Here is a 21,624-nt window from a genome sequence, read left to right on the forward strand (position 1 = left end):
TCCTTAACTCAGGACAGGCCGAGCGCGTTGTCGATGAAGTCGAAGATCTCGTCGTCCGCCGCAGACTCGATGCTCTGCGCGTTCATGGCGTTGTTCTGGGGCTCGTTGAGCTGGAACAGCAGCTCGCGCAGCCGGCTCGCGACCTCGGGTCGCGTCCCGGCGGGCACCGCGGCCAGGCCCGACTCCAGCCGGTCCAGCTCGGCCATGATGGGCTGCGTGGCCGGGGCGGCGCCGGCGGCCTGCTCGTCCGGCGCGACGACGCCGTCCAGGTGCTCGGCCAGGGCCAGGGGCGTCGGATAGTCGAAGATCAACGTGACGGGGAGCCGCGCTCCCGCCGCCGTGCCCAGGTTGTTGCGCAGCTCGACCGCGGTGAGCGAGTCGAGCCCCATGTCGAGCACGCCGCGTTCGACGTCGATCGCCTCCGGGTTCCCGTGTCCGAGGACCGCGGCGATCTGCTTGCGTACCAGGTCGAGGAGCACGTCCCTGCGCCGGTCACCGCCGAGCCCGGCGAGCTGCTGCCGCAGCGGCACGCTCGACGCGGCGGCCTGCTCCCCGGTACGGCGTCCCGTGCGGACCAGATCGCGCAACACCGGCGCGACCGTGCCCGACGCGGCCCGCGTGCGCAGGGCGGAGGTGTCCAGCCTGACGGGCGCCAGCAGGGAACGGCCGCTGGTGAGCGCCTTGTCGAGGAGGCCGAGCCCGGCCTCGATCGAGAGCGGGAGTATGCCGGTGCGGGCCAGGCGGCCGGTGTCGCCGGAGCCGAGCGTCGCCGCCATGCCGGCGTCCCACAGGCCCCAGGCCAGGGAGATGCCGCCGCGGTGGTGGGCGAGCGCGTCGAGGTAGGTGTTGGCGGCGGCGTAGTTGGCCTGCCCCGGGTTGCCGATGAGCCCGGCGACGGAGGAGTACACGACGAACGCCTCCAGGTCCCCGGTCAGCTCGTGCAGGTGCCAGGCGGTGTCCGCCTTGACCCGCAGCACGGCGTGGAGCTGATCGGGCGTGAGCGCGCCGACCGTGGCGTCGTCGAGCACGCCGGCCAGATGGAACACGCCGGTCAGCGGCCGGTCCGCCGGGATGGCGGCGAGCAGGGCGGCCAGGGCGTCGCGGTCGGCGGTGTCGCAGGCCGCGACGGTGACCTGGGCGCCGAGCGCTTCCAGCTCCTCGGTCAGCCCGGCCACGCCGGGGGCGTCGGGGCCGCGGCGGCCGGCCAGGAGCAGGTGGCCGACGCCGTACCAGGTGACGAGGTGGCGGGCCAGGTGACCGGCCAGCTCGCCGCCGCCGCCGGTGATGAGGACCGTGCCCTCGGGGTCGAGCGTGACGGGCACGGCGTCGGACTCGGTGACCTTGGCGAGCCGCGGGGCGAGCATCCGGTCGCCACGGACGGCCAGTTGCGGCTCCGAGGTGATGATCGGCTCGGGCCGGTCGGCGTCCACGATGGAGAAGCGGCCCGGGTGCTCGTTCTGGGCGGTGCGGATGAGGCCCCAGACGGTGGCGGCCGGGAGGTCGGTGACGGGGTCGCCGGGGCCGGTCGCGATGGCGCCCCGCGTGTTGAAGACCAGGCGGGAGCCGGTGAGCCGGTCGTCGGCGAGGAAGTCCTGGACCTGGCGCAGGGTGCGCTCGGCGAGGGCGTGGGTGGCTTCGAGGTGGTCGCCGTCCTGGCCGTGGGCGGGGACGACGATGACCTCGGGGGCGGGTCCGGCGGCCAGCAACGCGGCCAGGTCCGGATATGTCGGGACGTCGGTGGTGATGGTATCCGGGCCGACGACCGCCCACGAGCCCGGCGTCTCCACCGGGCGGCCCGCCTCGGCCCAGCGGGGCTCGTACAGCGGCTGCTGCCCGGCAGAGCTGGGGATCTGCTGCGCGGAGGTGCGCCGCACGATCAGGCTCTCGATGCTCACCACCGGCGCGTCCCACGGGTCGGTGAGGGTGATCCGCATGGTGTCGGGCGCGGTGTGCTCCATCCGCACCCGCAGCGCGGTGGCGCCCGGCGTGTGCAGCTCGATCCCGGTCCACGCGAACGGGAGCCGCACCTGGTCCTCGTACAGCAGGGTCATCGGGTGCAGCGCGCAGTCCAGCAGCGCCGGGTGGATGCCGAACCTGCGCGCGGTCCCGTGATGGTCCTCGGGCAGCTCGACCTCGGCGTACATGTCGTCGCCGGCCCGCCACGCGGCCTTCATGCCGCGGAACGGCGGCGCGTAGTGGTAGCCGCGCTCGCCCATCGACTCGTAGTGCGCCGCGACGTCCACCGCCACCGCGCCCTCCGGCGGCCATGCGGCAGGAGGCGTGACCCTGGTGGGCTCGCGGGTGGTGAAGCAGCCGCTGGCGTGGTGGATCCACTCCTCCTCGTCCTGCTGACGGGAGTGGACGGTGAACGCCTGCCGCCCTTCCTCGGCGGGACTGACGGTCACGTGCAGGACTCTCGCGGTGTCCTCGGGGATGGCCAGGAACGCGTGGTGGGTCAGCTCGTCGATGTGGGTCATGCCGACGTGGTGCGCGGCGTGCAGCAGGAAGTCGATGTAGGCCGTGCCGGGCAGGATCACCGTGTGGTGGACCGCGTGCTGGTCGAACCACGGGTGGTCCTTCAGCGAGACGCGGCCGGTGAACTGGTGGCTGCCGTCGGGGAGCCGGATCGCGGTGTGCAGCAGCGGGTGGTTCAGGTTGCGGTCGCCGGCCGGCTGGGGGAGGTGGTCGAGCCAGTACCGCTCCTGCTGGAAGGCGTAGGTGGGCAGGGGGGCGGGGCGGGCGCCGGGGTAGAGGGTCTCGGGGTTCGCGCGCAGCTGGGCCAGCGCGGTGGCCACGGTGATCGTCTCCGGCTTGCGCTGGGTGCGGGTGGGGATGGCCTGGCCGACCTGGGCGGCCAGGGGGGTGAGCGCGGCGTCGGGGCCGAGCTCCAGGTAGGTGGTGACGCCGCGTTCCTGGAGGGTGGTGAGGGTGTCGGCGAAGCGGACGGGGCGGAGGAGGTGTTGGGTCCAGTACGCGGCGGTTTGCAGGTCGTTGTCGGTGGCCAGGTCTCCGGTGAGGTTGCAGACGATCGGGACCGTTGGTGGCTGGTAGTCGAAGTCGTTGAGCGCTGCGGTGAGCTGGTCGGCGATGGGTTCCATCTGGGTGGAGTGGAAGCCGTTCTGGACCTTGAGGGGGCGGGTTTTGTAGTCGGCGTCGGCCAGGGTCGCGGTGAGGGTTTGGACGGGGTGTCGGTGGCCGGAGATGACGAGGGAGGTGGCGGTGTTGATGGCGGCGATGGAGACGTCGGGGGTGAGGTAGGGCTGGAGGTCTTGTTCGGTGATGGTGACGGCGGTCATGGCGCCGTCCGGGGGGAGGCTGGCCATCAGGGTTGCTCTGGTGGTGACCATGCGGGCGGCGTCTTGGAGGTTGAGGACGCCTGCGAGGTGGGAGGCGGTGATTTCGCCGAGGGAGTGGCCTGCGTAGTAGTCGGCGGTGATGCCGTGGTGGGTGAGCAGGCGGTGCAGGGCGATTTGGAAGGCGAAGATGGCGGGCTGGGTGTAGCGGGTGTCGTTGAGTGCGTCGGCGTCGGTGAACATGACCGTTTTGAGCGGCCGGTCGAGGTGCGGGTCTACTACGGCGCACACTTCGTCGAGCGCTTCGGCGAAGATCGGCTGGGTGCGGTAGAGGTCGGCGCCCATGCCGACTTGCTGGCTGCCCTGCCCGGTGAACAGGAACGCGGTCTTGCCGGTCGGCTGGTGGACGGTGAGATTCGGCGCGGGCAGGTCGCCGGCCAGGGCGCGCAGCGCCTCCCCGAACTCCTCGCGCGTCGCACCGGCCACCGCCGCCTGATGCGGGAACTTGGCGCGGGTCGTGGCCAGCGCGTAACCGACGTCGGCCAGTGACAGGTCCGGGTGCGCGTCCAGGTGGTCGGCCAGGCGGGCGGCCTGGTCACGCAGCGCCTGCTCGGTCTTGCCCGACAGCGCCCAGGGGATGGGGCCGTCCTGATCGGGCGTCCGGTGCGCCTGCCGGGCGGGCGGGGCTTCGAGGATGAGGTGGGCGTTGGTGCCGCTGATCCCGAACGAGGACACGGCCGCCCTGCGGGGCCGGTCGTCGTGCTCCGGCCACGGGGTCGGCTCGGTGGCCAGGCTGACCCCGCCGGCCTCCCAGTCCACGTGGTGGCTGGGCGCGTCCACGTGCAGCGTCCTGGGCAGCAGCCCGTGCTGCATCGACAGGGCCATCTTGATGACCCCGGCGACGCCCGCGGCGGCCTGCGTGTGGCCGATGTTGGACTTGATCGAGCCCAGCCACAGCGGCGTCTCCGGCTCGTGCGCCCGGCCGTACGTGGCCAGCAGCGCCTGCGCCTCGATCGGGTCGCCGAGCGAGGTGCCCGTACCGTGGGCCTCGACGGCGTCCACGTCGGCGGCCGTCAGGCGGGCGTCGGCCAGCGCCTGGCGGATCACCCGCTGCTGCGCGGGACCGTTCGGGGCGCTCAGGCCGTTGCTCGCGCCGTCCTGGTTGACCGCGCTGCCGCGGATCACCGCCAGGATGGGCCGCCCGTTCGCCCGCGCGTCCGACAGCCGCTCCAGCACGACCATCGCCGCGCCCTCGCCCCACGCCGTGCCGTCGGCCGCGTCGGCGAAGCTCTTGCACCGGCTGTCGGCAGCGAGCCCGCGCATCTTGCTGAACTCGAGGAACATCCCCGGCGCCGACATGATCGTGGCCCCGCCGGTCAGCGCCAGCTCGCACTCCCTGTTGCGCAGCGCCTTCACCGCGAGGTGCATCGCCACGAGCGACGAGGAGCAGGCCGTGTCCAGGGTGATCGCCGGGCCTTCGAGCCCGAGGCAGTACGCGATCCGGCCCGAGGCCACGCTGATGTGGTTGCCGGTCAGCAGGTAGCCCTGGATCCCCTCGTCGCCGGTGTGGCAGAGCGAGACGTACTCCTGGCCGACGACGCCCGCGAACACGCCGGTACGGCTGCCGCGCAGCGTGGCCGGGTCGATCCCCGCCCGCTCCAGCGCCTCCCACGAGGTCTCCAGCATGAAACGCTGCTGCGGGTCCATGGCCAGCGCCTCACGCGGGCTGATGCCGAAGAACCCCGCGTCGAACTGGTCGGCGTCGTAGAGGAAGCCGCCCTCTCGCGCGTACGTCTTGCCGATCGCGTCCGGGTCCGGGTCGTAGAGTTCGTCGATGTCCCAGCCGTCGCGGTTCGTCGGGAACGGCCCGATCGCGTCGGTCCCGTCGGCGATCAGCCGCCACAGCTCCTCGGGCGAACGCACCCCGCCGGGGAAGCGGCAGCCGACCCCCACGATCGCGATCGCGTCGGCGTCGTCGCCCTGCGCGACCGGTGCCGCCACGACCTCGGCCTCCTCGCCGATCTCCCCGACCAGCTCGTCACGCAGGTACTCGACCAGCGCGGCCGGCGTCGGATAGTCGAAGACCAACGTCGCGGGCAGCCGGATCCCGCTCGCGGCCGTCAGGCTGTTGCGCAGCTCGACCGCGGTCAGCGACACCAGGCCCAGGTCCTGGAACGTCCGCTTGGCGTCGACGCCCTCCGGGTTCGCGTGGCCGAGCACGGTGGCGATGTGGCCGCGTACCAGGCCGAGCAGCACTTCCCGCTGCCGGTCGGGGCCGAGCCCGGCGAGCTGCTGCTGCAGCGGCGCGCCCGAGCCCGCGGTCCTGTCCACGGTGCGGCGGGCGGTGCGCACCAGGTCGCGCAGCAGCGCGGGCGGCGCGCTCGACCCCGACGGGCGGGTGTTGAGCTTGGCCGGGGCGAGCAGCGTGCGGCCGCTGGTCAGAGCGGCGTCGAGGAGGCCGAGCCCGGTCTCGGCCGGCATGGCCAGCAGGCCGGTGCGCGCCAGGCGGCCGGTGTCACCGGCGTCCAGGGTCGCGCCCATGCCGGTGTCCCACAGTCCCCAGGCGAGCGAGGTGCCTTTTGCCTGGTGGGCGAGGGCGTCGAGGTAGGTGTTGGCGGCGGCGTAGTTGGCCTGGCCGGCGTTGCCGATGAGGCCGGCGATCGAGGAGTACAGGACGAACGCGTCGAGGTCGCCCGCCAGCTCGCGCAGGTGCCAGGCGGCGTCCACCTTGGCCCTGAGTACGGCGTGCAGCTGGTCAGGGGTGAGGGCGTCGACGGTGGCGTCCTCCAGGACGCCCGCGGTGTGGAAGACGGCGGTCAGCGGGCGCTCGGCCGGGATCGTCGCCAGGAGGGCGGCCACGGCGTCGCGGTCGGCGGTGTCGCAGGCCGCGACGGTGACCTGGGCGCCGAGCGCTTCCAGCTCCTCCGTCAGGCCGGCCACGCCGGGGGCGTCCTGGCCGCGCCGGCTGACCAGCAGCAGGTGCTGGACGCCGTACCGGGTGACGAGCCGCCGGGCGAGGAGACCGGCCAGCGCGCCCGTGCCGCCCGTGATCAGGACGGTGCCGCCGGGGTCGAGCGTGACGGGGACCGGGTCCGACTCGGCGACCTTGGCCAGGCGCGGCACGAGCAGCTTGCCGGCGCGGACGGCGGCCTGCGGCTCGTCGCTGATCCAGCCGTCGTGGCCAGGCTGGTCCACATCGAGGATCTGGAAGCGGCCGGGGTGCTCGTTCTGGGCGGTGCGGACGAGGCCCCAGACGGTGGCGGCGGCCAGGTCGGTGATGACGTCGTCCGGGCCGGTCGCGATGGCGCCCTGGGTGACGAGGACCAGGCGGGAGCCGGCCAGGCGTTCGTCGGCGAGGAAGTCCTGGATCAGGCGCAGGGCGCGTTCGGCCAGCGCGTGGGTGGCGTCGAGGTGGTCGCCGTCCGTGCTGTGGAGGGGGACGACGATGACCTCGGGGGCGTTCTCCAGCATGGTGAAGTCGTCGAGCACGACGGACTCGACCGGCTCCGGCGACGTGACCTCCTTCCACGCGACCTCGTAGAGCGGGTTCTCGCGGGAGGCGTCCATCTGCTTGGTCGACACGGCGCGCACGGTCAGCGAGTCGATCGCCGCCACCGGGGCGCCGGTCGGCGACGTGATCGTCAGCCGCAGCGTGTCCTTGCCGATGTAGTCGAGCCGGACCCGCAGCGTCGTCGCGCCGGTGGCGTACAGGGACACGCCGCCCCACGAGAACGGCACCAGCACCTGCCCCGGCCCGTCACCGCGCACGCCGCTCTGCGCCGAGTCGATCACGATCGGGTGGATGGCGCAGTCCAGCAGCGCCGGATGGATGCCGTACGCGCCGGGGTCGGCCCCCTCGGGCAGCGACACCTCCGCGTAGTACGACTCTCCCGCCCGCCACGCCGCGCGCATGCCGAGGAACAGCGGCCCGTACCCGAGCCCGGTCCCGGCCAGCCGCTCGTAGTGCTCCTCCCGGTCCACGGGGACGGCGCCGGCCGGCGGCCACTGGCCCTCGATGACGCGGGGCGCCTGCTCGGTCTTCGCCATGACGCCCGCCGCGTGCTGCGTCCACTCGCCGTCCTCCGACGCGTCCTCCGGACGGGAGTGCACCGTGAACGAGCGCTTGCCGTCGCGGTCGTCGGCCCCGATCACGAGCCGGACGCTGCGGGCCTCGCCCTCCGACACCGACAGGAAGACGTAGTGCGTCAGCTCCTCGATCTGGTCGCAGCCGATGTGGTGGGCGGCGTGCAGGAGCAGGTCGATGTAGCCGGTGCCGGGGAAGATGAGGGTGCCGTGGATGGCGTGCTCGGCGATCCAGGGCTGGTCGTGCAGCGTGATGCGGCCGGTGAACAGGTGGCTGCCGTCGGGCAGGTCCGCCGTGGCGTGCAGGATGGGGTGCTTCGTGGCGGCCAGCCCCAGGCTGGCGGGATTGCCGCCGTTCTGCGCGGGCGCGAGCCAGAACGACTGGTGCTGGAAGGCGTACGTGGGCAGCGCGGTGGGGTGGGCGCCGGGGTAGAGCGTGCCCGGGTCGGCGGGGAGCTGGGCCAGCGCGGTGGCCAGGGTGGTGGTCTCCGGCCTGCGCTGGCTCCTGGTGGGGATGGCGTGACCGGCCTGCGCGGCCAGCGGGGTGAGCGCGGCGTCGGGGCCCAGCTCCACGAACGTGGTCACGCCGAGCTCCTGAAGGGTGCTCAGGGTGTCGGCGAAGCGGACCGGCCGCAGGAGGTGCTGGGTCCAGTACGCGGCGGTGCGCAGGTCGTCGTCCGCGGCGAGGCGGCCGGTGAGGTTGCAGACGATCGGGATGGCCGGCGGCTGGTAGTCGAAGTCGTCCAGCGCCACGGTGAGCCGGTCGGCGACGGGCTCCATCTGGGCGGAGTGGAAGCCGTTCTGGACGTTGAGCGGGCGGGTCTTGTACCCGGCCTCGGCCAGCGTCACGGTCAGGGCCTGGACCGGCTCGTGGTGCCCGGAGATCACCAGCGACGTGGCCGTGTTGACGGCCGCGACGGACACGTCCTGGGTCAGGTACGGCCGGAGCTCGTCCTCGGTGATCGTGACCGCCGTCATCGCGCCGTCGGGCGGCAGGCTGGCCATCAGGGCTGCTCTGGTGGTGACCATGCGGGCGGCGTCTTGGAGGTTGAGGACGCCTGCGAGGTGGGAGGCGGTGATCTCGCCGAGCGAGTGGCCCGCGTAGTAGTCGGCGGCGATGCCGTGGTGGGTGAGCAGGCGGTGCAGGGCGACCTGGAAGGCGAAGATCGCGGGCTGGGTGTACCGCGTGTCGTTGAGCAGGCCCCTGTGCACGGCCTCGAACATGACGGTTCTGAGCGGCCGGTCGAGGTGCGGGTCTATCACGGCGCACACTTCGTCGAGCGCTTCGGCGAAGACGGGCTGGGTGCGGTACAGGTCGGCGCCCATGCCGGACTGCTGGCTGCCCTGCCCGGTGAACAGGAACGCCGTCTTGCCGGACGGCGGCGGCTGGTGGAGGGTGAGGCCGACCGCGGGCTGCCCGTCGGCCAGGGCGCGCAGGGTCTCCTCGAAGTCCGCACGCGTGGCGCCCACCACGGCCGCCTGGTAGGGGAAGCGGCTGCGGGTGGTGGCCAGCGTGTAACCCACGTCGGCCGGGGACAGCTCGGGGTGCGCGTCCAGGTGGCCGGCCAGGCGGGCGGCCTGGTCGCGGAGCGCCTGCTCGCTCTTGGCCGACAGCGTCCACGGGATCGGGCCGTCGGCGGCCGTCGGCTCGGCCTCCTCGTGGGAGACCGCTTCGAGGATGACGTGGGCGTTGGTGCCGCTGATCCCGAAGGAGGACACGGCCGACCTGCGCGGCCGGTCGTCGTCGAGCTCGGGCCACGGGGTGGGCTCGGTGAGCAGGCTGACGGCTCCGGCCGCCCAGTCCACGTGGTGGCTGGGGGCGTCCACGTGCAGGGTCTTGGGGAGGAGGCCGTACCGCATGGCCTGGATCATCTTGATGACCCCGGCGACGCCGGCGGCGGCCTGGGTGTGGCCGAGGTTCGACTTGACCGAGCCGAGCCAGAGCGGCGTCTCCCTGTTCTGGCCGTAGGTGGCGAGCAGAGCCTGGGCCTCGATCGGGTCGCCCAGCGTGGTGCCCGTGCCGTGCGCCTCGACGGCGTCCACGTCCGACGGCTGCAGTCCCGCGGACGCCAGCGCCTCACGGACCACCCGCTGCTGCGAGGGGCCGTTCGGCGCGCTCAGGCCGTTGCTGGCCCCGTCCTGGTTGACCGCGCTGCCCCGGACGACCGCCAGCACGCGACGCCCCTTGGCGAGCGCGTCCGACAGCCGCTCCAGCACCAGCACCGCCGCGCCCTCGGCCCACGCCGTGCCGTCGGCCGCGTCCGAGAACGGCTTGCACCGGCCGTCGGGCGCGAGCCCGCGCTGGCGGCTGAACTCCAGGAACATCCCCGGGCCCGCCATGACGGTGGCGCCGCCCGCCAGGGCGAGGCCGCACTCGCCGTTGCGCAGCGCCTGCACCGCGAGGTGCAGCGCCACCAGCGACGACGAGCACGCGGTGTCCACGGTGACCGCGGGGCCCTCAAGCCCGAGCGTGTACGAGATGCGCCCGGAGGCGACGCTGAGCGTGGTGCCGGTCAGCAGGTGCCCCTGGATGCCCTCCTCGCCGGTGTGGCAGAGCGAGGCGTACTCCTGGCCCATGACGCCCGCGAACACCCCGGTACGGCTGCCGCGCAGCACGGCCGGGTCGATGCCGGCGCGCTCGACCGCCTCCCATGACGTTTCCAGCAGCAGCCGCTGTTGCGGGTCGATGGCGAGCGCCTCGCGCGGACTGATGCCGAAGAAATCAGCGTCGAACCGGTCGGCGTCATAAAGGAAGCCGCCCTCTTTCGCGTACGTCTTCCCGATCGCGTCAGGGTCCGGGTCGAACAATTCATGCAGCGCCCACCCCCGGTTCTCCGGGAACGGGCCGATCGCGTCGACACCGTCGGCGACCAGCCGCCACAGCTCCTCGGGTGAGCCGACACCGCCGGGGAAACGGCAGGCCATGCCCACGATCGCGATCGGCTCACGCCTGCTCGCCTCGGCCTCGGCCAGCCGCCTGCGGGTGTGGTGCAGATCGGTGGTCACGCGCTTGAGATAATCGCGGAGCTTTTCGTCATTCGCCATCTGATGTTCACACCTTCACAATTACCGGGAGTGGTCAGCTCTCGTTCCCGACCATTCCGAGCTCGTGGTCGATGAAGTCGAAGATTTCCTCGTCCGTGGCGGACTCGAGTTTTTCCGTGGTGTCGTCGCCGAGAATCCGGTTCAGGCTGAAGAGGAAACTCCGCGTCTGGGACGCGATCTCGGCGCAGGTCGCCTGGTCGGGCGGGCTCTCGAGGATGGACGCGTGCAGCGCCTCCAGATCGAGGCCCGTGGGCGCCAGGTGGCTCTCGATGAACGCGACGACCGCGACCGGTGTCGGGTGGTCGAACAGCAGCGTGGCCGGCAACCGCAGGCCGGTCGCGGCGCTCAGCCTGTTGCGCAGCTCCACGGCGGCGGCCGAGTCGAAGCCGAGCCGCTTGAAGGCCTGCTCCATGTCGACGGCTTCCGGGGTGGCGTGACCGAGCACGGCGGCCACGTTCGCGCGGACGAGCCCGATCAGGGCGCGTTCCCGGTCGCCGGGGTCGAGCGAGCTCAGCCGCTCCGCCCACGACTCCTCGGGGCCGTCCTGCTCGCCGGCGGTGACCGGGGCTTCCGCCACGGCCGGCTCGACGAGGATCAGCCGCTCCTCGTCGCGGTCGAGCGCCCGCAGCGCCGCTGCCGCGACGATCCGCGCGGTCACGACGTCACGGGAGCCCCACACGATGGAGGTGGCCGGCAGGCCGCGCGAACGCCGCTCCCGCACCATCCCGTCGAGCACCGCCCCGGCCAGTGCTTCCCCGACCACACCACCCGCACCGGACGGGGTGGGCGGCTGGGGGGTGGCCGGTTCGCCGGTGATCCACGTGGCCGGGGAGATGACGATGAAGGCGGGTGGCGGCTGGGCCGGCGTACAGGCGTCGAGTACGTCCCTCTCGTCGGCCGTCAGCGGGCCGGTGACGAAGACGGCGGTCGGCGCGAGGCCGGCCGGCAGGTCGCCGAGGGAGACGCGGGTGGCGCGGTCGCCGAGGTCGGCGTCGAGTGACGGGTCGGCGGGGAAGCCGGCCAGGAGCACGCGGTCCGCGCCGTCCGAGGCCAGCCGGCGGGCCAGGTGCCCGCCGCACTCGGCGTCGCCGCCCGTCACGAGCACCGTGCCGGTGGGGCCCCGGCCCGGACGGGTGCCGGGACCGGTCAAGGTGGTGGGGACCAGGCGCCGGGACCGCGCGCCCGATGGGCTTACGGCGACCTGGTCCCCGTTGCCCGGTTCGGCCAGGATCCCTGCCAGGAGACCGACCGAGCGCTCGTCGAGCGGCGGGGGGAGCTCGACGACCCCGCCCCAGAGGCGGGGGTGGGCCCGCGTCAGCGCCGGACTCAGGTCCCAGAGCTGGGCCTGCGCCGGGCTGGGCGGGCGGCTTTCATCACGTCCGCCTGCCGCGCCACGGGTGACGCACCACAGACGGAGGTCGCTGTGCAGATGGTCGGCCAGTTGATTCGCAGGGGTGGTGGGCAGCAGGTCGAGGAGGGCGGGTACGTGGGTGGCCGGTCGGTCGTCGGACAGGGCGAGCAGGGACAGCACGCCGGACACCGGGGCCTCGTCCAGGGCGGCGGAGATGCCGCTCCACCCGTCCGAAGGCGTGATCTCGATGGGCGTGACGTCCATGCCCGCCGCCGCCAGCCCCTCGGCCACCGCGGCGGCGTACGGGGGGACGGCCGGGCCGGGCAGCAGGACCAGCCACCTGCCGCCGGCCCGGCCCCTGGGGGAGGGAAGCCTGGTCCAGGAGAGCCGGTGCGCCCAGCGCTCCAGTTCGCTCGCGTCGTCCTGCCGCTGGTGCCACTCCGTCAGCGCGGGCAGCACGGTGTCCAGCGCCTGGCGGCCCCGTTCGTCGAGGCCGAGGGTCCTGGCCAGGGTCGCCGCGTCGGCGCCGGCCACGGCGGGCCACCAGCCCGCGTCGGTGCGGCGGGGCGGAGCGTCCGCGGGCCAGTGGCGTTCGCGCTGGAACGCGTACGTGGGCAGCGGCACGCGGCGGGCGCCGAGCGGGGCGAAGACGGCCTCCCACGACACCGCCACGCCACGGTCGTGGGCCTGGCCGAGCGCGGACATGTAGCGGCGGAGCCCGCCGTCGTTCCTGCGCAGGGTGCCGATGGCGGTGACCTCGCCGACCTCGCCGACCGCCCGGGCAGCACCCTTCCAGAGCGCACCCGGATGGGTCCGGCCGGTCCCTGCGTCGTCCGGGCGGGCCCCGTCGTCCCCCGGCGCGTTCGGGTGTGTGCGGCCGGATTTCCGTGCGTCCGCGTGGGTGTGGCCGTTGCCGGACGCGTTCCCGTGCGTTCGGGGGCCGCCTGTGGAGCGGACGCTGTCGGCGATGTCCTGGATGCCGGCCACCAGGAGCGGGTGCGGGCTGGACTCGATGAAGACCTGGTGGCCCGTCTCGATGAGGGCCCGGGTGGTCTGCTCGAACAGGACGGGCCTGCGCAGGTTCTCGTACCAGTACGCGGCGTCGAGGGTCGCCGTGTCCACCGCCGTGCCGGTGACCGTGGAGTAGAAGGCCACGTCCGAGGCGGCGGGCTCGATGCCGGCCAGCAGCCCGAGCAGCCGGTCGCGGATCTCCTCGACGTGTACGCAGTGCGAGGCGTAGTCGACGGGGACGCGACGCGCGCGGACGTCCTTGGCCGCGCACGCCGCAAGCAGATGGTCGATGCCCTCGACGTCCCCCGAGACCACGGTCGTCGCCGGACCGTTCATGGCCGCCACGCTGAGCGCGTCCGCCGGTCCGGTCAGCAGCTCCGAGGTCTCCTCGACGGGCAGCGGCACGACCGCCATCCCGCCCTTGCCGGACAGCGCCGACAGCGCCTGGCCGCGCAGGGCCACCACGCGGGCGGCGTCGCGCAGGCTGAGCGCCCCGGCGACGTACGCGGCCGCGATCTCGCCCTGCGAATGCCCGATGACCGCGTCCGGCTCGACCCCGGCCGAGCGCCAGAGCGCCGCCAGCGAGGTCATCAGCGCGAACAGCGCTGGCTGCACCACGTCGGCCCGGTCCAGCGGCGGCGCGCCGGGCTCGCCGCGCAGCAGGCCGAGCAGCGACCAGCCGGTGATCGGGTCCAGCTCCCGGGCGCAGGCGGCCAGGTGGCTCGCGAACACGGGGGACGACGTCATCAGCTCCGCCGCCATGTCCGGCCACTGGGAGCCCTGACCGGGGAAGACGAAGACGACCTTGCGGCGCGGCCCCGCGGCGGCCTGCTCGATCGCGCTGTCGCCGCGGGCCAGCGCGGCCAGACCGGCGCGGAAGCCGTCCAGGTCCTCGGCCGTGACCGAGGCCCGCCTGGGGAAGTGCGTGCGGGTGGTGGCCAGAGAGTAGCCCAGGTCGGCGGGTGCGAGGCCGGGGTGCTCGTCCAGGTGCGCGGCCAGGCTCCTGGCCTGCTCGCGGACCGCCTGGTCGGAGGCGCCCGACAACACCCAGGGAACCGCCCGCCGCCCCGCCGTCTCGGCGGTGGCCGATGTTCCTGGCTCGGCGGTGGTCCGTGAGGGGGCCTGTTCTGTGGAGGGGCGTGACGGGACGAGGGTTCGGGGTGGCTCGGAGAGGATGACGTGGCAGTTCGCGCCGCCCATGCCGAACGAGCTCACCCCCGCCACCAGCGGCCCCTCCGGCCACGAGGCCGGCGAGTCCTGCACCCGCAGGTTCAGCTCGCGCAGCGGGATGTCCGGGTTCGGGCGCTCGAAGTGCAAAGAGGCGGGGAGCTGCCGGTGGTGGATGCTCAGGACCGTCTTGACCAGCCCGGCGATCCCGGAGGCGCCCTCCAGGTGGCCGATGTTCGTCTTGACCGAGCCCACGGGCAGCGGATCGCCCGCAGGCCTGGCCACCCCGTACGCCGCACCCACGGCGGCCGCCTCGACCGGGTCGCCCACGCGGGTGCCCGAGCCGTGCAGCTCCACGTACCGGATGTCGGACGGCTGGAGCCCGGCCCGCGCGCAGGCCCGCAGCAGCACCTCGGACTGGGCGCGCGGGCTCGGCACGGTCAGGCCGTCGGTCAGCCCGTCGGTGTTGACCGCGCTGCCGCGGATGACGGCGTAGACGCGGTCACCGTCGGCCAGCGCCCTGGACAGCGGCTTGAGCACGACCACGGCGCCGCCCTCGCCGCGCACGTAGCCGTTGGCCCCGGCGTCGAAGGTGCGGCAGCGGCCGTCGGGGGACAGTGCGCCGAGCAGCGCGACGCTGGCGGTGGTCTCGCCGAGGATGTTCAGGTTCACGCCGCCCGCCACGGCCAGCTCGCACTCTCCGGCGCGCAGGCTGTCGCAGGCCAGGTGCACCGCGATGAGGGAGGAGGACTGCGCCGTGTCCACGGTCATGCTGGGCCCGCGCAGGTCCAGCGCGTACGACACGCGGTTCGCGATCAGCCCCCGGTTGAGGCCCGGCAGCGTGTACGGCGAGAACTCGCCCCGGTTGAGCACCAGGCCCGCGTAGTCGCTGGAGATCGCGCCCACGAAGATCCCGGTCGTCCCGCCCGCCAGCCCGCGCGGCACGATGTAGGCGTCCTCCAGGGCCTCCCAGCTCAGTTCGAGCGTGAGGCGCTGGTGCGGGTCCATCGCCACGGCCTCCCGGGGGGAGATGCCGAAGAACCCGGCGTCGAAACGGTCGATGTCGTCGAGGAAACCGCCATGCCGGACTCCGGCCTCGCCGGGCCAGCGGCCGGCCGGCACCTCGGAAACCGCGTCCACACCGTCGCGAAGCAGCCGCCAGAACGCTCTCGGGCCGGCGGCGCCGGGCAGTCGGCAGGACAGCCCGATGATTGCGACGGCCTCGGTGGCGGACGTGTGATCACTCGTCATCGCAGCGGGCCGTCCTTCGTGGTCGGGGATGTCCTGTCATCCTGGGCGGGGCCGCTTAAGCGGCCCTAACGCCCTTCTTTGCCCGTCATCCGCGCAGCCCGACGGTCGTCAGGCGCGCAGCCCGACGGTCGTCAGCCGCACAGCCCGACGGTCGTCAGCTGCACAGCCCGACGGTCGTCAGCCGCACAGCCCGACGGTCGTCAGGCGCACGGCTCTTCGCCGGTCAGCCGCACAGCTTGATGGTCGTGGTGAACCGGGTCTGGTCGGGTGCGGGACGGCCGACGAAGACGAAGTCGCGGGTGCCGACCTTGCCGCGCAGCCACCCGCCGGTGCCGACGGCGGTCATGCTCGTCGTCCCGCCGGAGATGACGTTCAGGATCGAGATGTTGGCGCCGCCGAACGTCGTCCCGCCGGCGATCTTCGAGGTGTACTGGAACAGCTCGAAGGGCTTGCCGTCGGCCGAGGCGTACACCACGAACTCGCCTTCCTCGGTCCCGACGAGCCTGCCGGAGGTGTCGTAGAAGTCGCTGTGGCTCTTCCCGTACTCGCCGACCCGGGTGGTCGGGTCGCCGTGGACCACGGTGGTGATGGTGACGTGCTCGGACAGGTCGGGGAAGGTGACGCACTTGCCGCCGGTCGCGGCGCTGGCGGGGACGGCGGCGCACGTCAGGGTGAGCGCCGCCGCGAGGGCGAGTTTCCGCATGTCGGTCGTTCCCTTTCAGGATGGAGCGGTGGGAGCACTCATCGTGATCGGGGCGCCTTAAGCCGCTCTAACGCCCTGACCGCCTTCAGCGCCGCATTGCCCGCCCTTCAGACCCGGTTGATGTGCTGGTCGCCCTCAGACTTCTCAGAGAGGGCAGCGAGCCAATGGAGATCATCGGACGCGGCTTCCTGGCGCGGAACCTCAGGTCCCGCGGCCGCTCCCATCCCGGAGCGGTGGTCCTGGCCGCCGGTGTCACCGACACGCGGAACGCGTCCGAGGCCGACTACCACCGTGAGTCGGCCTTCGTCTACGACTGGCTGCGCCGGTGCGGGCGCTGGGGCGAGACCCTGGTGTTCTTCTCCACCGCGTCGGCCGGCATGTACGGCGCGGAGGGGTGCCCGGGACGCGAGGACGGCTTCGTCTTCCCCGGCACCCACTACGGCCGCCACAAGCTCGCACTCGAACGGGCCATCGCCCTGTCCGGCGTGCGCCACCTCATCCTGCGGCTCGGCCACGTCGCCGGCCCGCACCAGCAGCCGCACCAGCTGCTCCCCTCCCTGGTGGAGCAGGTGCGCAGCGGCGTGGTCACCGTCTACCGGGGCGCCTGCCGGGATGTGATCGACGTGGCCGACGCGGTGACCATCCTCGACGAGCTGCTCGACAGCGGCCACACGGACGAGGTGGTCAACGTCGCCTCCGGCGTGTCCGTCCCGGCCGAGCTGATCGTCGATCACCTGCAGGAGCGACTCGGCCTCGCGCCGGAGCGCATCTACGTCGAGGCGCACGGGACCTACTCGGTCTCGCTCGCCCGGCTCACCCGCCTGGTCCCCGCCGTGGCGGAGCTGGGGTTCGGCCCCGATTACTACCGCTCAGTCATAGACCGATACGTGGAGGTCGCCGCTCATGTCTAGCATGCGAGTGCTGTTCATCCCGCTCGCGTGGCCGTCGCACTACATGCCCATGGCGACCCAGGCGTGGGCCATGCGCGCCGCCGGGCACGAGGTACGGGTCGCCGGGCAGCCGGGCGTCGTCGACGCGATACTCCGTTCAGGCATGACGGCGGTGCCCGTCGGCGGCGGCTACGACCTGCTGGCCGGGCTCGCCGACGTCCAGCGGCGGCTGAGCCAGCCGGCCAGCATGGGCGCGGCGCGACGGCTGTCGCCGGAGGAGCTCGGGAAGATCCTCTCCGCCCGGATGGCCCCGCACGTCAAGGCCGCCGAGGCGATGGCCGACGACCTGGCCGGGTTCACCAGGAGCTGGCGGCCCGACCTGGTCATCGCCGACCCGACCGCGCTGGTGGCGCCGCTGGTCACGGAGCCGGAGGGGATTCCGCTGGTCAGGCACCTGTTCGGGCCCGACGTCTCGCGGCACATCGGCTTCCCCGGCGCGGGCCTGCCCCCGGAGCGGTGGCCGGCCGAGCTCGTCGAGCTCTACAAGCGCTTCGGCGTGGTGCCGCGCGAGGACTACGCGGTCCACACCATCGATCCGTGCCCGGTCCCGCTGCAGGTGCCGGTGCCGGTGCGGCTGCCCGTGCGCTGCGTCCCGTACAACGGGCCCGGCGTGCTGCCCGGCTGGCTGCACGGCCCGCCGGCCAGGCCCCGCGTCTGCGTGAGCTGGAGCACGACCACCGCCGTGCCCGGCCTGCAGTCGCCCGACCAGTCCAAGGTGTCCGACATGCTGCGGGTGCTGGCGGGGCTCGACGTGGAGGCGGTCGTCACCGTACGGGACGGCGCGGCCTTCGCCCGTGAGCACGGCGACGCCGTACGCGCGGTCGAGAACCTCCCGCTGAGCCTGCTGCTGCCGACCTGCGACGCGATCGTCCACCACGGCGGCGCCGGCACCATGCTGACGGCCGCCTACCACGGCGTCCCCCAGGTGATCGTCGCCCCCGTACCCGACCAGAGCTTCAACGCGGACCTGCTGGCCGACACCGGCGCTGGCGTGTCACTCAAGGCGGAGTCGGCCGACGCCGGCGACATCGAGTCCGGTGTGGCCAAGGTCCTGTTCGACGACCGCACACGTGAGGCGGCGGCGCGGCTCCGGCAGGAGATGCTGGCGCAGCCCTCGCCCGCCCAGGTGGTCACCACCCTTGAGGAAACACTATGAAAGCTCTTGTCCTGGCCGGCGGCGCCGGCACGCGGCTGCGGCCGCTCAGTCACAGCATCCCCAAACAGCTCGTGCCCGTCGCGGGCCGTCCCGTGCTCTTCCACGGCCTCGACGCGCTGCGGGAGATCGGGATCACCGAGGTCGGCATCATCGTCAACGGCGTCGGCGCGCAGATCCGCGCGGCCGTGGGCGACGGCTCCGAGTTCGGCATGTCCATCACCTACCTGCGCCAGGACGACCCGCTGGGGCTCGCGCACTGCGTCATGATCGCGCAGGACTTCCTGGCCGGCGACGACTTCGTCATGTACCTGGGCGACAACATCTTCGCCGGCGGGCTGCTCACCCCGATGCTGGAGTTCCAGACGTTCCGTCCGGCCGTCCAGCTCGTCGTGACCAGGGTCGACGACCCCTCGCAGTCCGGCGTGGCCGAGGTCGAGGACGGCCGGGTCGTCCGGCTGGAGGAGAAGCCCAAGCAGCCCAAGAGCGACCTGGCGGTGACCGGCGCGTACTTCTTCACCGGCGAGATCCACGAGGGCATCCGCAACATCACGCCCAGCAAGCGCGGCGAGTGGGAGATCACCGACGCCATCCAGTGGCTCGTGGCCGCCGGGCGCGAGGTCAGGGCCCACGTCTTCGAGGGCTTCTGGAAGGACACCGGCAACATGGGCGACCTGCTCGACTGCAACCGCGCCCTGCTGGAGGGCCTCGTGTCCGACCAGCGGGGGAGCGTGGACGGCAGCAGTGAGATCGTCGGTCCCGTGGTCATCGGGGCCGGGGCCAGGGTCGAGGGGTCGAGGATCATCGGGCCCGTCATCGTCGGGCCCGGCTGCGTCATCCGCGGCAGCGACGTGGGACCGTACACGTCGATCGGCGCGGAGTGCACGCTGACCGACGCCGGCCTGCAGAACTCGGTCCTGCTCGACCAGGTCAACGTGCACGGCGTACGCGCCATCGAAGGCTCGCTGGTCGGCCGCTCCGCGCACGTGCGGCGCGGGCCGCTGCGCCTGGTCGTGGGCGACAACAGCAGGCTGGAGGTGCCGCTGTGAGGCTGCTCGTCACCGGGGGAGCGGGCTTCATCGGCTCCTGCTTCACGCGCAACGTGCTGGCCGAGACCTACCCCGGCACGGAGGGGGACACGGTCACGGTCCTGGACAAGCTGACCTACGCGGCCTGTCTCGACAACCTGCCCATGGGGCATCCCGACCTCACGTTCGTCAAGGGCGACGTCTGCGACGGGCGGCTGCTGGCCGAGGTGCTGCCCGGACACGACGCCGTGGTGCACTTCGCCGCGGAGTCGCACGTCGACCGCTCGCTGATGAGCGGCGCCGACTTCGCCATGACGAACGTCGTCGGCACCCAGACCCTGCTCGAAAGCTGCCGGCGGGCCGGCGTCGAGCGCGTCGTGCACGTCTCGACCGACGAGGTGTACGGCAGCATCTCCGAAGGCTCGTGGACCGAGGCGCTGCCGCTGGAGCCCAACTCCCCGTACGCCGCGTCCAAGGCGGCCAGCGACCTGATCGCCCGCGCGTACTGGCGCAGCCACGACCTGTCCGTGTCGGTCACCCGTTGCTGCAACAACTACGGCCCGTACCAGTTCGCGGAGAAGCTCATCCCCCTGTTCGTCACGAACCTGCTCAGGGGCCGCACGGTCCCGCTGTACGGCGACGGCCACCACGTACGCGAGTGGCTGCACGTCGAGGACCACTGCAGGGCCATCCACCAGGTCCTGACCAGCGGCGGAGCGGGCGAGATCTACAACATCGGCGGCGGCGCGACACTGACCAACCTGGAGCTGACCGGCCGCCTGCTGGAGCTGTGCGGCGCGGGATGGGACAGCGTCAGGAACGTCCCCGACCGCAAGGCGCACGACGAGCGCTACTCGCTCGACTCCAGCAAGATCGAGCGGACCCTGGGCTTCGCCCCGGCGGTGCCGTTCGACGTGGGCCTGGCGGAGACCGTCGCCTGGTACCGCGACAACCGCTGGTGGTGGTCACGGGAGGCGGCCGCCTGATTAGGGGTGGGTCTGGGGTGCCCCCGGACCGGGGGCGAACCGACGATTCAACTGGACGCACGGACCGAAAGCAGGCCCGCCTTCCTTCTCTCTCTTGAAAGGAGTTCACCCGTGTCTGAGCAGACGGCCACGGGCGGAGCGCCGGCCCAGGACAGCATCCCTGCCGGGCTGCTCAAGCTGGCTGGCGCCATCATGCTCGGTTCCATCGTGATGCAGCTCGACGCGACCATGGTCAACGTCGCGTTCAACACGCTGCTGAACGAGTTCCACTCCACGCTGCCCAGGATCCAGTGGGTGGGCACGGGTTACATGCTGGCCATGGCGCTGACCATCCCGGCCACCGGCTGGGCGGTCGGCCGTTTCGGCAGCAGGCGCGTGTGGATCGCCTCGATCGGGTTGTTCCTGGTGGGGTCGATGCTCTGCGGCATCGCCTGGTCGGCGGACAGCCTCATCGCCTTCCGCGTCGTGCAGGGACTCGGCGCCGGGACCATCATCCCGCTGGCGCAGATGATCCTCGCGACGGCCGCGGGCCCGCGCTATCTCGGCCGGGTCATGGCCGCCATCGGCATCCCCGCCATCCTCGGCCCGGTGTTCGGCCCCGTGCTCGGCGGCGTCATCGTCGACCAGCTGAGCTGGCGCTGGATCTTCTTCGTCAACCTGCCGGTCTGCCTGGCCGCCATCGTGGTCGCGCGCCGCGTCATCCCCGACACGCCGCGCGTGCCCGGGGCGAGCAGGCTGGACCTCACCGGTCTCGTCCTGCTCTCGCCCGGACTGGCCGTCCTGGTGTACGGGCTGTCCGAGGCGGCAGGAAAGGGCTCCTTCACCGATCCTCTGGTGCTCGGCACGCTGGTCGGCGGTGCCGCGCTCGTGCTCGGCTTCGTCGTGCACGCGCTGGTCACCAGGAGCGAGCCGCTGATCGACCTGAGCCTGTTCCGCTCGCGCAGCTTCAGCATGTCGTCGCTCGTCGTGCTGCTGACCGGCATCCCGATGTTCGCCGCGACCGTCCTCGTCCCGCTCTACTACCAGCAGGTACGCGGCGAGAGCCCGCTCGTGGCCGGCCTGCTGCTGGCCCCGCAGGGCATCGGCATGGGCGTCGCCCTGATCGTCGCGGGCGGGCTCAGCGACCGCATGGCGCCGCGCCCCATCGTGCTGAGCGGGCTCGTGCTGGCCGGGCTGAGCGGCGCGATGCTGCTCGGGCTCGGCCCTGACACCAGCACGCTGTTCATCAGCTCCGCGCTCATCCTCGGCGGCGCCGGGCTCGGCTGCGTGCTCGTCCCCGTCACGACGGCAGCCCTGCGCGGCCTGGACGGACCGGCGGTGCCGCGGGGCACCACGGCCGTCCGGATCTTCCAGCAGCTCGGCGGCTCGATCGGGCTCGCCGTGCTCATCGTGGTGCTGCAGCAGCAGTTCACCGCGCGCGCGGCGGCCGGCATGGCGGGCATCGCCGCGTCGTACGCCAACACCTTCTGGTGGGTGGTGGCGCTGGCGGCCGTCGCGGTCGTACCGGCGCTGTTCCTGCCGCGTACGGCCCCGGCCGCGCAGGCCGCGGCCAAGGAGGAAGCGGCCGTGTAGCCGCGCACGAGAAGGGGGGCGGCCCGCCGGG

At 72.9% G+C, this 21,624-nt stretch carries 8 protein-coding genes; 5 read left to right on the plus strand and 3 right to left on the minus strand.

Going from position 1 to position 21,624, the window contains the following annotated elements:
* Positions 1 to 8: 8 nt before the first annotated feature.
* The 3 genes from ABEA43_RS26935 to ABEA43_RS26945 all read right to left on the minus strand — a co-directional run bounded on the left by ABEA43_RS26935 (position 9) and on the right by ABEA43_RS26945 (position 15,904).
* Positions 9 to 10,421: an SDR family NAD(P)-dependent oxidoreductase gene (locus ABEA43_RS26935; RefSeq protein WP_345566016.1), complete on the minus strand. Its 10,413-nt coding sequence runs from the start codon at positions 10,419 to 10,421 to the stop codon at positions 9 to 11.
* A gap of 34 nt (positions 10,422 to 10,455) precedes the next feature.
* Positions 10,456 to 15,201: a type I polyketide synthase gene (locus tag ABEA43_RS26940; RefSeq protein ID WP_345566017.1), complete on the minus strand. Its 4,746-nt coding sequence runs from the start codon at positions 15,199 to 15,201 to the stop codon at positions 10,456 to 10,458.
* Between the two features lie 223 nt (positions 15,202 to 15,424).
* Positions 15,425 to 15,904 carry an allene oxide cyclase barrel-like domain-containing protein gene (locus tag ABEA43_RS26945; RefSeq protein WP_345566018.1) on the minus strand — a complete coding sequence of 160 codons (480 nt, stop codon included), beginning with the start codon at positions 15,902 to 15,904 and terminating at the stop codon, positions 15,425 to 15,427.
* Positions 15,905 to 16,068: 164 nt separating this feature from the next.
* Here ABEA43_RS26945 and ABEA43_RS26950 point away from each other — a divergent pair, with 164 nt between their 5' ends.
* The 5 genes from ABEA43_RS26950 (at position 16,069) to ABEA43_RS26970 (ending at position 21,593) form a co-directional block, all read left to right on the plus strand.
* Positions 16,069 to 16,815 (plus strand): NAD-dependent epimerase/dehydratase family protein, encoded by a 747-nt coding sequence (locus ABEA43_RS26950; RefSeq protein WP_345566020.1) that lies wholly within the window; start codon positions 16,069 to 16,071, stop codon positions 16,813 to 16,815.
* A complete protein-coding gene (locus ABEA43_RS26955; protein ID WP_345566021.1) occupies positions 16,808 to 18,010 on the plus strand; it encodes a nucleotide disphospho-sugar-binding domain-containing protein in 1,203 nt (400 codons plus the stop codon). The genes ABEA43_RS26950 and ABEA43_RS26955 overlap by 8 nt, the downstream gene beginning before the upstream one ends.
* Positions 18,007 to 19,056 carry a glucose-1-phosphate thymidylyltransferase gene (locus tag ABEA43_RS26960; RefSeq protein WP_345566022.1) on the plus strand — a complete coding sequence of 350 codons (1,050 nt, stop codon included), beginning with the start codon at positions 18,007 to 18,009 and terminating at the stop codon, positions 19,054 to 19,056. The genes ABEA43_RS26955 and ABEA43_RS26960 overlap by 4 nt, the downstream gene beginning before the upstream one ends.
* Positions 19,053 to 20,021, plus strand: a complete 969-nt coding sequence (gene rfbB / locus ABEA43_RS26965) for a dTDP-glucose 4,6-dehydratase (RefSeq protein ID WP_345566023.1) — start codon at positions 19,053 to 19,055, stop codon at positions 20,019 to 20,021. The genes ABEA43_RS26960 and rfbB overlap by 4 nt, the downstream gene beginning before the upstream one ends.
* A 111-nt stretch (positions 20,022 to 20,132) precedes the next feature.
* A complete protein-coding gene (locus ABEA43_RS26970) occupies positions 20,133 to 21,593 on the plus strand; it encodes a DHA2 family efflux MFS transporter permease subunit (RefSeq protein WP_345566025.1) in 1,461 nt (486 codons plus the stop codon).
* Positions 21,594 to 21,624 lie beyond the last annotated feature (31 nt).

It is taken from the genome of Nonomuraea rosea (assembly GCF_039539705.1).
Classification (GTDB): domain Bacteria; phylum Actinomycetota; class Actinomycetes; order Streptosporangiales; family Streptosporangiaceae; genus Nonomuraea; species Nonomuraea rosea.

What these genes read in the sequence shown, in the direction of transcription:
- ABEA43_RS26955 (WP_345566021.1), top strand. Translation starts at nt 16,808, where the DNA reads ATGTCTAGCATGCGAGTGCTGTTCATCCCGCTCGCGTGGCCGTCGCAC.
- ABEA43_RS26945 (WP_345566018.1), bottom strand. Translation starts at nt 15,904, where the DNA reads ATGCGGAAACTCGCCCTCGCGGCGGCGCTCACCCTGACGTGCGCCGCC.
- ABEA43_RS26950 (WP_345566020.1), top strand. Translation starts at nt 16,069, where the DNA reads ATGGAGATCATCGGACGCGGCTTCCTGGCGCGGAACCTCAGGTCCCGC.
- ABEA43_RS26940 (WP_345566017.1), bottom strand. Translation starts at nt 15,201, where the DNA reads ATGACGAGTGATCACACGTCCGCCACCGAGGCCGTCGCAATCATCGGG.
- ABEA43_RS26935 (WP_345566016.1), bottom strand. Translation starts at nt 10,421, where the DNA reads ATGGCGAATGACGAAAAGCTCCGCGATTATCTCAAGCGCGTGACCACC.
- ABEA43_RS26960 (WP_345566022.1), top strand. Translation starts at nt 18,007, where the DNA reads ATGAAAGCTCTTGTCCTGGCCGGCGGCGCCGGCACGCGGCTGCGGCCG.